Below are 14,476 nucleotides of genomic sequence, written 5' to 3' on the forward strand. Positions count from 1 at the left end.
TAAGCCAAGCGCTGTTTTAGTTACTATGCAAACAGGATTACTGGATTTGCGAGATTAATGGGAACTCTCGTGCCCGTTAAAAATCAAAATGATCAGTTTGGATTCAAAAGCTAATGGAGAAAGATATGACTCAGCAAACCCTGTACTCAACGAGTGCATCCACCTTAGAAGTGAATAAACTTCTTAAAAACACTTATCTGTTACTGGCCATGACCCTCGCCTTTTCTGCATTGTGTGCAGGCTTAGCGATGGCGCTCAACATCAGCCCACTGATGTCACTCGGTTTATCTATCGGCGGTTTAGTACTGCTATTTGTAACCTTACGAAAAGCCGATTCAGCGGCAGGCATCTTCTGGGTTTTTGCCTTTACTGGTATGGAAGGCGCCTCATTAGGTTACATGCTTAACCACTATGCTGGTATGACGAATGGCTCTGAGCTTATCATGCAAGCTCTTGGTTTAACGTCAGTTATCTTTATTGCGCTCTCTGCCTATGCGGTAACGACTAAGAAAGATTTCTCTTTCCTACGTGGGTTCTTGTTCGCAGGATTGATTGTGGTGATCGCTGCTGCGCTGATTAACATTTTCGTGGGTAACAGCGTGGCCTTTATGGCAATTAACGCGGGTCTTGCGCTGTTAATGACCGGCTTTATCCTGTTCGATACTAGCCGTATCGTGAATGGTGGCGAGACTAACTATATCCGCGCCACTATCTCCTTGTATCTGGACTTTTTAAACCTATTCATTGCCATTTTGCATTTGCTTGGCATTGGTAACGATGATTAATCCCCTTTTCGGGAAACTTACGCTAAAATGGCCCTACTTTTAGGGCCATTTTTTTTATGATGAGCAAATTTATTATCCAAGTAAACGGGCCAGCCTATGGCACGTCGGCAAGTGTGAATGCCCTACGTTTCACCCAAGCCTCCCTGCAAAGCGGACATGAGATTGTCTGCGTGTTTTTCTATCAGGATGGCGTGTATAACTCCACGGACTTTAACTTACCCGCATCCGATGAATATGATGTGGTTAAAGGCTGGAAACAACTGGCGGCCGAGCATCAAGTCTCGTTAGTGAACTGTGTCTCAGCGGCATTACGGCGCGGCATAGTCTCGCAGCAAGAGGCGCAGGAAAACGGGCTAAGCCACTGGAATGTGGAACGTTCTTTTATTATGGGTGGACTGGGTGAACTGGTCACGGGAATTGAATCAGCCGATCGTTTGATCTGCTTTTAAGCTTCGGAAATGTTATGAAAAAAATCTGTATATTGTTCCGAAGCGCGCCCCATGGCACTACTAAAGGCCGCGAAGCCTTAGACTTTGCCCTGTTAAGTGCCAGTTTTGAGCAAGAAGTGAGTTTAGTGTTTGTCGATGAAGGCGTGCTTCATCTGCTTAAAGACCAACAACCCGAACTTATCGGTGGTAAAGATTACCTCGCGGCGTTAAAAGCGCTCCCGCTGTACGACATCGAATCGGTGTTCGCCTGCAAACAATCTTTAGGTGACTACGGCTTAAGCCATGGTTTGCTGTCGATTCCGGTGACAATCTTAAACGATGAAGCGATTTCAGCTCACTTAAAAGCTGTCGATGAGGTCTTAGTATTCTAATGATTTTACATCATATTCAAACCTCGCCCAGCCGAGACAATGCCCTCAAACTTTGCCTGCGTTATGCTTGCAAAGAGGATGCGATTTTACTCTCGAGTGATGGCGTAAATGCATTATTACTGCGCCAATGGGCCATGGCGCTATCACCCTTTAAGGTAATGGTGCTGAAAGACGATGTTATCGCCCGCGGCTTAACGGAACGTCTTAATAACATTAGTCAAATTGATTACAACGAGTTTGTCACTCAAGCTCTACAGCACTATAAGGTGATCACGTGGTAAATCCGCTTATTTTTAACGGCGTCGAAATTGAACGCGACCATCAAGGCTATTTGAAGAATATCGCCGACTGGCACCCGGATATGGCGCCGCTGCTCGCTCATGAAGAACAAATTGAACTGACCAGTGCTCACTGGGAAGTGGTCAATTTTGTTCGGGATTTTTATCTGGAATATAAAACCAGCCCTGCGATTAGGGTGTTAGTTAAAGCGATTGGCCAAACCTTGGGCCCAGATAAAGGCAATTCCAAATACCTCTATACGCTGTTTCCCGTTGGCCCAGCTAAACAGGCGACAAAAATCGCAGGATTGCCTAAACCTGCTAAATGCATCTGATGACGAAAGGCATATAGCATATATGCCTTCAATCATTACCCCTTAAGTACCCGCTTTTTGTAGCTTTTGCTTGATATCGGCGTATCTACATTTTTCCAAACGTCCGAAGCCTTGGAGTTTGCGAGCTTGCAAACGAGTCAAGATAGGTTGAGTCAGGCCTGCTAAAAACTGGCATTGGGTATCTAAGGACAAAGGTGCTAAGCCTTTGGCTTCTGCTGCGAGTTTTAACTCGTTTAAATCGGCACAAATTTGCGTATCATCAGGCCATATTGGCTCTTCAGAATAGGTCAATTTAGCCACTCGGCCACGACAAACACTGCAATGACCACAGGATTTGGGTGCTGCATTATCGTCAAAATAGCGAGCTAAATTGTAATTTAAGCAAGTCGTTAGCTCAAAAAATCGTACTAACTGTGCAATGCGAGCAATTTCTTTTACTTCTTTATCAGCAAAGTATTGATAGAGCTGCTCTGCTCGGTTTTCCAGTACTAAGCCTTGTTCATCGACTTGATAGACATCGGTGACTTGCTTTGCTTCTAATTCAATGAGTTGCTGACTCGCAAGATATTCTAACGCAGCCATTACTCTAGTCCGTTCAGCCCCCGTAGCCTGATACAGTGAAGAAAAATCCAAACTGCCCCAAATGCGCTTCATTTGGGTGTGGGCGAAAATATCGGTTAAAAATGCCTGCCGTTCGGGTGAAAACTGATGCAAAAATTGCTCTTGCGGCACAATAAAACGGTAACGAATATCGGCGTAATAGGCATAAAGTGGTTTGATGATGCCTTGCATTTCAAGCTGCACGAGTAACGTTTTCAGAGGGAGTTGTCTAATATTACTCACAGTTGACAGTTGATGAAGTTGCAGTTCCCAACGTCCATTGTGGGTTTCTTCGCGAATGTGATTAATTACAGCCTTAATACTTGCCAGTTCAGGCGTATCGCCATAAACAAAGTTTTCGACAGTGTTGATCCCATCCAAATTGGCTAAAGTGACGCAATGGGAAAGTTGTCCATCACGCCCTGCGCGGCCAATTTCTTGGCAGTAATTTTCAATAGATTTTGGTAAGTCATAGTGGATCACAAAACGAATATTGCTTTTATCAATCCCCATTCCAAAGGCGATGGTCGCAACAACGATGTTGATATTGCCCTGCATAAAGTCCTGCTGAATTTGCTGGCGTTTCTCATCCTCAAACCCAGCATGATAGGCGCTTGCTTCAAATCCCATACGGCAAAGTTCAGCGGCCACCTCCTCAGCCGTATGCTGTAAAGTCACATAGACAATTCCTGCACCGATAACATGTTGTAACTGCTGTTGTAGTGCGGCCAACTTGTGTTGACTTGCTACAGGTAGTACTGTCAAGTCGAGGTTAGCACGATAAAAGCCTGTTTGAACAATGTGTTGTGGCTTAATATCAAAACGCGCCGCCATATCAAGCTTTACTTTACGTGTTGCAGTGGCCGTGAGTAACAGCACCAATGGAATCGCTAATTCGCGCCGATAATCGGGGAGTTTTAAATAATCGGGGCGAAAATTATGTCCCCATTCTGAGATACAGTGTGCTTCATCAACAACTAGCATAGAGATCGGAATTGATTGAATAAATTGCCTAAATCGCTCATTTTTAAATCGCTCCACCGAAACCATTAGCAATTTTAACTCGCCTGAGCGAGCCTCACGCATCACCTGTTGAGTCATTTCTGGTGTTAAGGTCGAATCAATACTCGCCGCTTTAATGCCTTTCTGTTGTAAAAAACTTAATTGATCTTTAATCAAAGCCAACAATGGCGAAACCACTAAGGTTAAATGGGGAAGTTGTAGCGCGGTAAATTGATAGCAGAGCGATTTTCCTGAGCCAGTAGGAAAAATCGCCAGGCTCGACTGGCCAGCTAATAGCTGAGAGATAACCTCACCTTGACCCTGTCTAAATCCTGCAAAGCCAAATTGTTGCTGTAATAGTGGTATCAAGGTTGATACATCATCGGGTTGAGGTGCTGAATAAGACATTGAAAAATCCTTGTACCCTATCATATAGACAGGGTCTGCGACTGAAGAAATGCTGAGAACGATTAGACCTTGTCGCTATGACTTTCTGGCTAAATATAAATTGATAAATGCGGTGAGCTTATCGTTAAAGACCTCTTCAAATGTATCGAGATCTTGACCTAATGTATTGAAGTATTGGGAAACTTGAGAACGTGATAAATTTTTATGATCAACCGTGTATTCCATTTCTGGCATGGTTTTATCGTAACGAGGCACTAAGGTCCACGTCACTAAATCAACAGCAAAATGCTTCATGGCCTGCTGTGCTAAGGTACAAAAAGCTTCAATATGTTCGCGGCCATCTGGCCCGAGACAACCAGGTTCAACTCGGCAAAGTACTGATAGCTTTTTGGGCATATTATTTCCTTATGTCACACACTTCTGCTAGAAGCATTGTCCAACGTTGTACGATTAACGCCAGCGTCATCGCTAACTTAAGTTTAGTTTACGTCACTAAACCAAAAAGTCACGTATTGAAGATGGTAAACATAGCCGTTGGTTGATATGAACATTATTTAAAAGGTTTCTTCTTCATTTGCGGCAGAAACAGTAGCGGCATGTTCTGATAATAACGTATCGAGTGCTTGATCAAAACTATCTAAACGCTCAAGTTCCATATAACGCTTTAAGCGTAAGATAATATCCTTGCTAACTTCGATGTGGGACTTTTTCTGACGCTTTTTTATCTGGGAAAGTTCTTTGCGAACCATGCGCCATCCTAAATCACTAAAATATTGATTCAGCATTCGATTCACTTGCTGTAATTGAACATCTACCGTTTGATTTTTCTTACGTAATTGAACCAGTATATTTATGTTAGCGATTAACTCAGTATAACTTGCAGGTGAATGCATCAATAAGTTAAACCATCCTGCCTTTTCCCCGACCACATCTGGATGAACCATACGATAAATTAACGGTAAGGCAAATACTAATTCTGCTTTATCCAATAACCGTAATTTTCGCCCCGAGGTTGGTGCTTCTTGATGATATTCCCAAAAATAGGCTGTCGTCATTTATGCAAAACGTGTTGTTAACGGATAAGCCCATGATAACGATAAACACCATAAAATAAAAGAATGGTTACACCATTTTATCGATCGTTTTTGCTATAACCTTCTTCTCGCTTAAAAGCTGTACGGTTAAGGCGGAGGTTCATCTTGGTAATCATGGCTAATATTATGTTTTTAAAAGACTAAATTTTAACCAGCTCAGCCCCAGCAATCATTCTGTCTTAAATTTAGTCAACATTAATCATCAATAAAATGGTGTAACCATATTTAAATATTTTAATTAATCCTCACTACTTTATGGCAAGCATTTAATATCAAATAGAGTGTTTTATCGCCAACAGTAAGTTCAACGCCATTTATGGAATAATATTTAAGCAATAATGTGAATCACGGTAAATGATGGTTGAATTTTCATATAAAAATAAATTTCACTCTATTTTGCCCTAGCCCTCTCTAAACTGTTTTATTTATAACCTATTTGTGCATTTTAACCTCATATAACTCGACTACCAGTGATAATGACGATTATCACTGGTAGTAATAGCAAAGATTTACGTATAATTGCGCCAGTTTTATCGGCAGTGAAAATCGCTCTAATGTCAAAAACGAATCGATTTTATCCAATAGATGTTAATCAGCAACCCGTAGGGGTAAACACTCATTTAACAAAGAAACTTACACAAGCTGATAATGCATTTTTTGAAGAAAGTGCACTTCCCCAATCTGTGCATAATGACTTTTATAATGCAGCAGCCGAAACAGAATTTGAAATATCCAGCAATACTCGCCGTGTATACCAAACGAGCTTCAGTCTATTTGCACAATATTGCTTAGAACACAGATTACAATCATTACCGACTGATCCAAGAAGCGTTATTTCTTTTATTGGTCATCAAAAAGAATTGCTAATGGCCGACACTGGGATGCAGCTTTCTAAGCAAACCTTAACCACTCGGTTAGCCGCGATTCGTTACTATCACATACAAGCGGGTTTTCCGTCACCCACTGAGCACCCGCTGGTGCTCAGAGTCATGCGCGGTTTGAGTCGTAATCACAATCGCCGAGTGCAAGATTATGATCAACAACCGATAATGTACGATGAAGTAGAGTTACTGCTCCAAGCGGTTGAGCAACAACCTCATCCTCTGCTGCGTTCAAGGGATAAGGCTATTATTCAACTCGGTTTACAAGGAGGATTTCGCCGTTCTGAGTTGGCGAATTTGAAGGTGCAATATTTAAGTTTTATGCGGGATAAATTAAAAGTACGCCTGCCATTTTCTAAAAGTAATCAGCAAGGATTAAGAGAATGGAAAAATTTACCTGATTCTGAACCTTTCGCCGCTTATCATGCAGTAAAAGCATGGTTACATGAAAGTCAGATTAGTGATGGGCATTTATTTCGCTCTATCTCTCGTGATGGAAAAACCTTAAGACCTTATCAAGTGAAAGATAATAACAAGTCCAATACCACATTTAACCGAAATAGTGGATTCTTAAATGGAGACGATATTTATCGAATTATCAAACAATATTGCGTAAAAGCAGGATTACCCGCTCAATACTACGGCGCACATAGTTTACGCAGCGGATGCGTAACACAACTACATGAAAACAATAAGGATACACTATATATCATGGCACGAACTGGTCATACGGATCCGCGTTCATTGCGCCATTATCTAAAACCGAAAGAAGATTAACCATTTTATTAGTCCATAATTCACAATACTGTATTTGAAATATTTTTAAGTTAAGTCTTGCAAATGTTTATGGTTAGTCATTGCAGTATTCCTGTAATATAAATGCCGTTTTGGTGTCATATAAGTACTTTAGGCTAAGTCACGAAATTAATTATCCGTACTAGCTGGAGTAAAATATGAGCAAGGCTACCTTTGATCCTACACGCTATAATAAAAGTAATAACGAACCTTTTAACCAAGTGTTGGATAAACATTTATCTCGTCGTAATTTTGTCAAAAGTGGATTAGGTCTTGGGGCAATGACCGCTTTTACTGGCATGGGTTTAGTGGGATGTGGTTCTGACAATTCCTCCTCCCCCACCCCAGTTGATCCCGTGCCACCATTACCACCTAGCAAAAGTAGCGCTAAGCTTAACTTTACCTCAGTCAAAGGCGCACGTTTAGATGCTGTAGTCGTACCTGAGGGGTATACCGCCCAAGTCCTTGCACCTTGGGGGACACCATTAAATTCTAAAGCTGCACCTTGGAAAGCGGATGGCAGTAATACCGCAGATGACCAAGCCAATGCTGTCGGTATGCACCATGACGGAATGCATTTTTTCCCATTGAATGACGCTGGTGATGATGGTTTATTGTGTATTAACCATGAATATATTGATGAAATAGCCCTACATCCCAATGGTCCAACGGTCGATGCAACAACGGGATTACGAACCATTGTCGATGAAGTTCGCAAGGAAATTAATGCCCATGGAGTGTCAGTGGTTAGAATCAAATTGACGAATAATCAATGGGAAGTAATTTATAACGATCGTCATAATCGCCGTTTTACCGGCGCGACAGTAATGGATATCGCCGGCCCTCTAGCTTATTCTTCACTGCTTGAAACCCGATACTCCCCCGATGGTAGCCAAGCTCGTGGTACTTTAAATAACTGTGGTAATGGTTATACCCCTTGGGGAACTTACCTCACATGTGAGGAAAATTGGCCTGAATATTTTGTTAACCGTGGCTCTCTCACTCCAGATCAAATTCGCATTGGGATCAGTAAAACCTCCAGTCGTTATGGCTGGGATGATCTTGCCGGCCAAGATGAAGAACGCCTTGATGAATTTAGCCGCTTTGATGTGACCCCAAAGGGAACGAGCGCGCAGGACGATTATCGCAATGAAGCCAATGGCCATGGCTATATCGTCGAAATAGATCCATACAATCCCACATCCCGCGCAATTAAGCGCACTGCCTTAGGGCGTTTTCGTCACGAAGGTTGTACTTTTGGTAAGTTGAGCGAAGGTAAACCCGTGGTATTTTATTCTGGTCATGATGCGCGTTTTGAGTACCTCTATAAATTCGTGTCGGCAGCACCTTGGGACCCACAAGATGCCAACAGCAGCAATCGCCTTGAAGTTGGCGATAAATATATGAATGAAGGCACATTATATGCGGCTAAGTTTAGTGAAAATGGCGTTGGTGTGTGGCTACCGTTGACCTTAGCTAGCCAAACGACTGATGGCAAAACCTTAGGTGACACCTTTGCAAGTCTGGCTGAGATTATTCTCAATACCGCTGGAGCAGCAGACTTACTGGGCGCAACGCCGATGGATCGTCCAGAGTGGTGCGCAGTCGATCCTTTCACAGGTTCAGCCTATTTAACACTAACAAATAACTCGAAACGTACCGAAGCCAACCCCGCAAATCCAAGATTGAAAAATAACTTTGGACATATTATTCGTTGGGATGAAGCTGAGAAAGAGACTGAATTTACCTGGGATATTTTTGTCTTTGGCTCACCAAGTGATGGTAATGCCGAGACTAATTTATCTGGCTTAACGGATCTAAACCAATTTGCCAGCCCAGACGGCCTAGCCTTTGATAAACGCGGTATTTTATGGGTACAAACTGATAATGGTGCTAAAGAAGTCGCAGAAGAGACTAACGATCAAATGCTGGCGATTGTCCCTTCGACGCTGCTTGATAGTGCCAATAAGCAAGCGAGTTTAACGAGCAATAACCAAATGGAGTTAAAACGCTTTTTTGTAGGTCCCAACGATTGTGAAGTCACAGGTTTTGCTATAAGCCCTGATTATACCTCGGTATTTGCCAACATCCAGCATCCGGGAAACTGGCCTTATTCAAACAACGCTGCTGAAGTCACGCCAACAGGTGTCGTGCTTCGCCCTCGCGCGGCCACTGTGGTGATCCGTAAACTCGATGGCAAAGAAGTCGCCGTTTAATTTATCGACTAAAGCATCAGATAAAGCACATCAATCCCCTCACTCGAGGGGATTTTCTGTAAATTACAACTCCAACGTCGCAGCGCGATACGCCACTTCAAAGGCATCGGTAAACTCGCTGATCGGTAGAATATCTTCACGGCAGCGACGATTGCGCCCAAGTAAAGATGACTCGACAAAAAGATCGAACCAAGCGGTTAATGCTTTACCATTTGCCTCTTCACCCATCGCAGCCAATGCCAGTGAAGCAACTTCTGCCGTCCCCAATTGAAAATCGTGACTGCCCTTACGTAGTGCGTAAGTCGCTAACGTATTAGGATCAAAAGACAAGATAGGTAAATCTTGCAGATAAGCGCTTTTACGAAACATTTTAATGGCTTCTCGCCAACTGCCATCGAGCATAATCAATAAAGGGCGTTTACCGTTCGCCAGCGTAGCCATGGGTACTTGGCTTAATACGGTTTGGCCTGGGTTAGCATATTGGGCGGGAAACACTAAAAACGGCTGATAATGCTCATTGCTTAACAGTGCTAGCATCTCAGCTGCTGGCTCGGTGCGCGACCACAGAAACGCATAGGTATCCGGGATCAGATCCGCAATTAAGCGGCCACTATTGGTTGGCTTGATGACCTCGTCGTTATACATGATCAGCAGAAAGCTAGCCTGAGTGGTTAACTGCCTGCGCAGCGAACAAGTACAAAATTGCGCACCTAATAAACACAAAGGACAACGGATGAGTTTTTTGCCGCGAGCGCCAAAAGGCTTAGTTGAAATGGATTTGCGATATTCATATAAGCGATGTACAGCGTGTGGGGCAAGAGCCATAGCAACCAATTCTCAATCAAACTCGTTTTAAAAGGCAGTACACAAGGTGTGCCATTATGCCGCGGAGGCGCAGTGTATCCTTTGGCCGATAAAGGTGCAATTGTGGAAGAGTAATAAAGTCTCATACTCAGGCAACTCGCTTTAGGACATTAAAGCGCGTTAGATTTAATGCACTAAAGGTGAGTCATAGCATTATCAAACTTATCAACCTGATTAGATTCGTTGGCTGATATCCACTAACATAGGCTTGCCATGGTGTTCACTCACCGACACGCAGCAAGTCCATCCGTGGATGCTCGACCGCCCCGTCCATGGGGCGGACGGCCGTCTCGCTAATCACCATAGCTAGCCTTTTTAGCATTAGCGTAATCTGTAAGTTTTAAATAAATACGAAACACGCTTTGGGACAAAACCTTGCTAGAGTTTTTACCCTAATTCATTGGTTTCGGATTAATATTTGTAAGGCGATTATTGAGCGTTAGTATTAAGCCCGATAAACAAGCCATCCATTTTCGTTGCATGAACTTAAGCGAATGATCTCCAAAAACTCATTTGGTCAAAACTCATAGCCGACTGAGCAGCACAAAACAGCAGAAGCGATCACTTGTGAACAGCGGAAGCGATCACTTGTGAACAGCGGAAGCGATCAATTGCGCCAGTGCCGCCAATTTGGTGGTGCTGCACCCAATCGCGCTCTCGGCTGTTAGAGACTGAACCCTTCTACTGGTCACGACTGCCCAGGCTGCTGGTAGAATTGCCCAATTGCAGGCAAGAAAAAAGCCCCAAGGACATGGGACTGATTGATAAAAAGAGTTATGCCAGTTCTATCTCTCCACTATCTTTTTTGGTCCTATCTTTTTTTTATCGATAAATGTTTTTATTTTTGTAAACGTTCATCATGCAACCATTTAGTGACTTTCGTAACCGTACCTGCAGAAATCCCAATTACCCCTGTTAAATCAGAATCATACAACCCTTTAACTTGAACGTATTCACCTTTGAGATCCCGTAGTGATTTCTTTTGAGTTTCTGATAGTTCAAGCTCAACCGCATAAACTGACATTCGGCGTTCATATTTCTCATGATCTAGGTAGAGTCGATATGTATCTTCAAATTCATCATATACACCGCTAACAACTATTATTTTTTTGTTAAAATCATCAGGCTTGGCTATTAAATGTATTATTGAGACTATACAGGTAGTCGGCTCGTCTGATGAACAAATGCTTGCATAGCTGTTTGAACTAAAAATAAGTAACAACATTGTAATATATATTAGATTTTTCATTTATTTATTCCCAAGTCGAAATGTCGCTTTTTATTGTGGTCTCTTCTCTCTTTGTGCCTGTATTCCATTTGTGTAAATTCCCCATTGGAGTTGCTACATATATCGCGCTCAACGATTTTCTAAATGCAAAATCGTAGTCACCATCAGAAAATTTATCTGCCCCAGGTGTATATCTAGAATGAGTGTGAACGACGGCCTCTCTTGAAAGACCTGAACGTATTGTCTCATTTCCTTTAGTATCGTAAGTGTCGCTAGTTATCCGATTAGAGACGTAATCAGTTACTGGATCCGAAAGATACACCGCACCTGTCTGAGTATTAACAAATATATTGGCACCAATTTCAATGTTATACTTCATAGATATTGGATTCATTGCGTCTGCAAACTTCTCTGCTGCCAAATCCATGGCTCCTTCGCCAGAGAAAACAGCATCTAGCCCAGAATTTTCATATGCTTTAACGATTTCCCGATTAATTGCTTTTTTCGTGAAATCAGTCATTTTTGACCAGTTTTTTGTTTTATCAACCCCGACCGTAGTTTCCTTCATTGTCGATGAGCCAACACTCCCTCCACTCTTCGAAGCTGTCTGTTTCAGACTTCCCATATCAGACAGGTTATCAGTATTGCTCATGACACTCTGAATCCCTTGATGGGCACTCGCACCATTGCCTTTGGTAATGTACATGTTGCCCTGACTGTCCTTACCAACAGTACCGACGGTTTTGCCATCTTTATCAGTAATATCCTGCGTTGTGCCACTTTCTATACTGTCCGCACAATCCTGAACTTTATCTGTGGTTGCACAGTACCCCGTCGGATCTGTCCCTGCCAGCGGGTTGTTCATGATATATGAGTAGGGATTCACGCTCTGGGTCGAGGTGGGGCTCTGAATAAATGGATCAACACTCATAAACCGACCAAGGTTATAGTCGTAAATCCGCCCGTTCATATGAATTAACTGCTGCTCATTCAGATGCTCGTGGTCGGTAAAACCACGGCGGTTTTTATTGGTGACCGCTAAATCCTGTAGTTGAGAAAGTGTCGTGTTTTTATTTTGGATATCCAGCTTATGGTTGATACCCAAATCGGTGGTTCGCCCAAAGGGGTCAAAATAGCGCTGGCTAACAATATTGCCATTTTGGTCCGCTAGGGTGGTTGCACTGCCGAGGCGGTCCTTGAGAGTAAATTGCAGCAAATGACCACGCTGTGAGGTATAACTGAGTACAGCGATATCATCAAGGTAGGCACGCCAACTGCCATCACTGTCGGCTTCATAGTACTTATCGACATAATAAGTGGTTGTCGTTGCGCTGCCGACCGTACGGCTTTGCTTGGCGCGCATATTATCGCTGCCATAGACAAAACTGGTGGTGGCACCACGGCCAGAGACACTCAGTGGCTTATCCATGGCGTTGTAGGTCATGGTCAGGCCATCACCCACACGCAAATTACCGCGCTTATCATATTGAAAACTCACCGTGGTGCCATTGAGTTTAGTGAGCTGACATACCGCATTGGGGCCGGCATTATTGCCTGCGGCACAGCTGGCGCTGCCACCATAACGGTAGGCAGTGCTGCTATTGGCACTGTAGTCGGTCTTTTTAAGGAAGTTACCGACTTTATCGTAGCCGTAGTTGACCGTGGCGCTAAAGGTCGGATTGGTATTGCTAAAACTGTAGCTTTCCAGTCGATTCAGGCTGTCGTAGTGGTAGCTTTTCGTCAGCCCAGTGACGCCATCACGTTCACTGGTGAGATTCATAAACTCATCATAGCCATCATAGTAGTGCGCATGAATACGCCCCAGCGGGCCATCCACTTCGACACTCGCCATGGTGCCTTCACTGTAATAAACCCGTGATTCAGACATCACCCGGTTAGCAAGGTCGGCGCCTGTGATATGGCCCGCTTCATCCATGGCGGTGATGCGCCGATACTGATAGCCCGAGGCGGCGTTGCTGGTCTGCTCGAGGTAACCATAATCGTTATAAGCATATTTAAGAGTCAAACCGTTCGGGTATTCGAGTGCCTTAGGACGACCATAAAAGCCATCGTACTGATGCTTAACCGTGCGGCTCACACCATCAACGGTCACTGTGGTTTGCGCCAATTGCAGTGCAGTTGTGTAAGCATAAGTACGAGCGACGCCGTTTTCAGTTTCAGAAGTGAGTAAGCCTTGTTTGAGCGTGTCCCACACAAAGGTTGCTGTACCTGGCGCACTGCCGCCCGTGGTGGTTTTACTGGTAACGCGCCCTAGCACATCGAGTACATAGGTTTGTACTACGCCATTGGCATCGGTTTGCTTATCCAGTTCGCCTACGCTGTTGTAACCGAAGACTGTGGTGCCTTGATTAGGGTCGATAACTTGGGTTTTATGGCCAAAGCCGTTGTAAGTCGCTTTGATATCATTATTGTTTGCATCGCGGATAACTAACGGTCTACCCGCACTATCATAGGCAAAGCGGTTGGTGCCATTTTGCGCATCCACGGTTTCATATAACCAGCCTTGACTGCCATAGGTGCGCGACATCAAGCGTCCTTCGACATTGATATCCGTGGTTAACCCATTATAGGAGTAAAGTGACTCTAGCCCACCGGAGCGCCCATTAGGAATGGTGCGTCTGCCGGGTCTATCGAGTGCATCAAAATCACTGAACTCGGTATAGTCTGCCGCCGTACCATTACCGTAGGGCGTCGATTCTCGGGTTAAGCGTCCAAGCGCATCATAATGCTTATCCTGATATTGATAGCCCCCATCAAAGCCTTGGGTTGCCGTACGCAGTAAGCGACCTTGGCCGTCAAAATATTGCTCCGTTTCGGGGATACCAGCACCACTGGTGCGGGTCATCACCGCAGGAATATTGTCGTTGTCCTGGGGCGGATTATTACCCTCATTGGCGAGTAAATAGCGCAAATAGCGAGTCGGGCTACCCGTCTGTTTGACCTGCACCGGACGACCGATACCATCGTACTCGGTTTGAGTCACGATATTATTAGGCGCTATCACCTTGGAGGGGAGTCCTAGCCCCATGTCGTATTCGGTGGTGGTGATATGCCCTTTGGCATTGGTAACCTTGTAAGGCAGATAGCCATCATCGGCCTGAGTTGTGCCATCTTTGGTGTAGGTAAAACTGGTTTGCCTTGCCGCCATT

The 14,476-nt window shown here is 44.0% G+C and carries 12 protein-coding genes and 1 pseudogene; 7 read left to right on the forward strand and 6 right to left on the reverse strand.

Annotated elements, in window-relative coordinates; translation table 11 throughout:
* The first annotated feature begins 125 nt into the window (after nucleotides 1–125).
* From IEY09_RS06315 to IEY09_RS06335, 5 genes are read left to right on the forward strand one after another with little or no spacing between them, the layout of a single operon-like run.
* Nucleotides 126–785 (forward strand): Bax inhibitor-1/YccA family protein, encoded by a 660-nt coding sequence (locus IEY09_RS06315; protein WP_037418955.1) that lies wholly within the window; start codon nucleotides 126–128, stop codon nucleotides 783–785.
* A 59-nt stretch (nucleotides 786–844) separates the two neighbouring features.
* Nucleotides 845–1,234, forward strand: a complete 390-nt coding sequence (gene tusD / locus IEY09_RS06320; protein WP_047540451.1) for a sulfurtransferase complex subunit TusD — start codon at nucleotides 845–847, stop codon at nucleotides 1,232–1,234.
* Between the two features lie 14 nt (nucleotides 1,235–1,248).
* Nucleotides 1,249–1,605 (forward strand): sulfurtransferase complex subunit TusC, encoded by a 357-nt coding sequence (tusC, locus tag IEY09_RS06325; protein WP_011622737.1) that lies wholly within the window; start codon nucleotides 1,249–1,251, stop codon nucleotides 1,603–1,605.
* Complete coding sequence (tusB, locus tag IEY09_RS06330) at nucleotides 1,605–1,886, forward strand: sulfurtransferase complex subunit TusB (protein ID WP_188870322.1); 282 nt, start codon at nucleotides 1,605–1,607, stop codon at nucleotides 1,884–1,886. The genes tusC and tusB overlap by 1 nt, the downstream gene beginning before the upstream one ends.
* Nucleotides 1,880–2,218, forward strand: a complete 339-nt coding sequence (locus IEY09_RS06335; RefSeq protein WP_037418950.1) for a TusE/DsrC/DsvC family sulfur relay protein — start codon at nucleotides 1,880–1,882, stop codon at nucleotides 2,216–2,218. The genes tusB and IEY09_RS06335 overlap by 7 nt, the downstream gene beginning before the upstream one ends.
* Nucleotides 2,219–2,260: 42 nt before the next feature.
* Here IEY09_RS06335 and IEY09_RS06340 read toward each other — a convergent pair whose 3' ends face one another.
* The 3 genes from IEY09_RS06340 to IEY09_RS06350 all read right to left on the reverse strand — a co-directional run bounded on the left by IEY09_RS06340 (nucleotide 2,261) and on the right by IEY09_RS06350 (nucleotide 5,283).
* The gene (locus IEY09_RS06340) at nucleotides 2,261–4,228 is read right to left on the reverse strand and encodes a RecQ family ATP-dependent DNA helicase (protein WP_188870324.1); all 1,968 of its coding nucleotides are present in this window, start codon (nucleotides 4,226–4,228) and stop codon (nucleotides 2,261–2,263) included.
* A 75-nt stretch (nucleotides 4,229–4,303) separates the two neighbouring features.
* Nucleotides 4,304–4,624 carry a hypothetical protein gene (locus IEY09_RS06345; protein ID WP_037418945.1) on the reverse strand — a complete coding sequence of 107 codons (321 nt, stop codon included), beginning with the start codon at nucleotides 4,622–4,624 and terminating at the stop codon, nucleotides 4,304–4,306.
* 158 nt (nucleotides 4,625–4,782) lie between these two features.
* Nucleotides 4,783–5,283, reverse strand: a complete 501-nt coding sequence (locus IEY09_RS06350; protein ID WP_037418942.1) for a hypothetical protein — start codon at nucleotides 5,281–5,283, stop codon at nucleotides 4,783–4,785.
* A gap of 593 nt (nucleotides 5,284–5,876) precedes the next feature.
* Between IEY09_RS06350 and IEY09_RS06355 the strand changes: the two genes are divergently transcribed.
* Both IEY09_RS06355 and IEY09_RS06360 read left to right on the forward strand, forming a co-directional pair.
* Nucleotides 5,877–6,980: a tyrosine-type recombinase/integrase gene (locus IEY09_RS06355; RefSeq protein WP_055647363.1), complete on the forward strand. Its 1,104-nt coding sequence runs from the start codon at nucleotides 5,877–5,879 to the stop codon at nucleotides 6,978–6,980.
* Nucleotides 6,981–7,156: 176 nt separating this feature from the next.
* A complete protein-coding gene (locus IEY09_RS06360) occupies nucleotides 7,157–9,214 on the forward strand; it encodes a PhoX family protein (RefSeq protein ID WP_188870326.1) in 2,058 nt (685 codons plus the stop codon).
* A 63-nt stretch (nucleotides 9,215–9,277) separates the two neighbouring features.
* On the opposite strand, the gene IEY09_RS06365 is transcribed toward IEY09_RS06360, so the two are convergent.
* From IEY09_RS06365 to IEY09_RS06375, 3 genes and pseudogenes are all read right to left on the reverse strand, one after another.
* Entirely contained in the window at nucleotides 9,278–10,039 is a 762-nt protein-coding gene (locus IEY09_RS06365) for a tRNA-uridine aminocarboxypropyltransferase (protein WP_188870328.1), read from the reverse strand.
* A gap of 877 nt (nucleotides 10,040–10,916) precedes the next feature.
* The gene (locus IEY09_RS06370) at nucleotides 10,917–11,327 is read right to left on the reverse strand and encodes a hypothetical protein (protein WP_188870330.1); all 411 of its coding nucleotides are present in this window, start codon (nucleotides 11,325–11,327) and stop codon (nucleotides 10,917–10,919) included.
* 4 nt (nucleotides 11,328–11,331) lie between these two features.
* Nucleotides 11,332–14,475: pseudogene (locus tag IEY09_RS06375) on the reverse strand (RHS repeat domain-containing protein); the annotation flags it as partial.
* Nucleotide 14,476: the final 1 nt, after the last annotated feature.

It is taken from the genome of Shewanella xiamenensis, assembly GCF_014647135.1.
Lineage (GTDB): Bacteria > Pseudomonadota > Gammaproteobacteria > Enterobacterales > Shewanellaceae > Shewanella > Shewanella xiamenensis.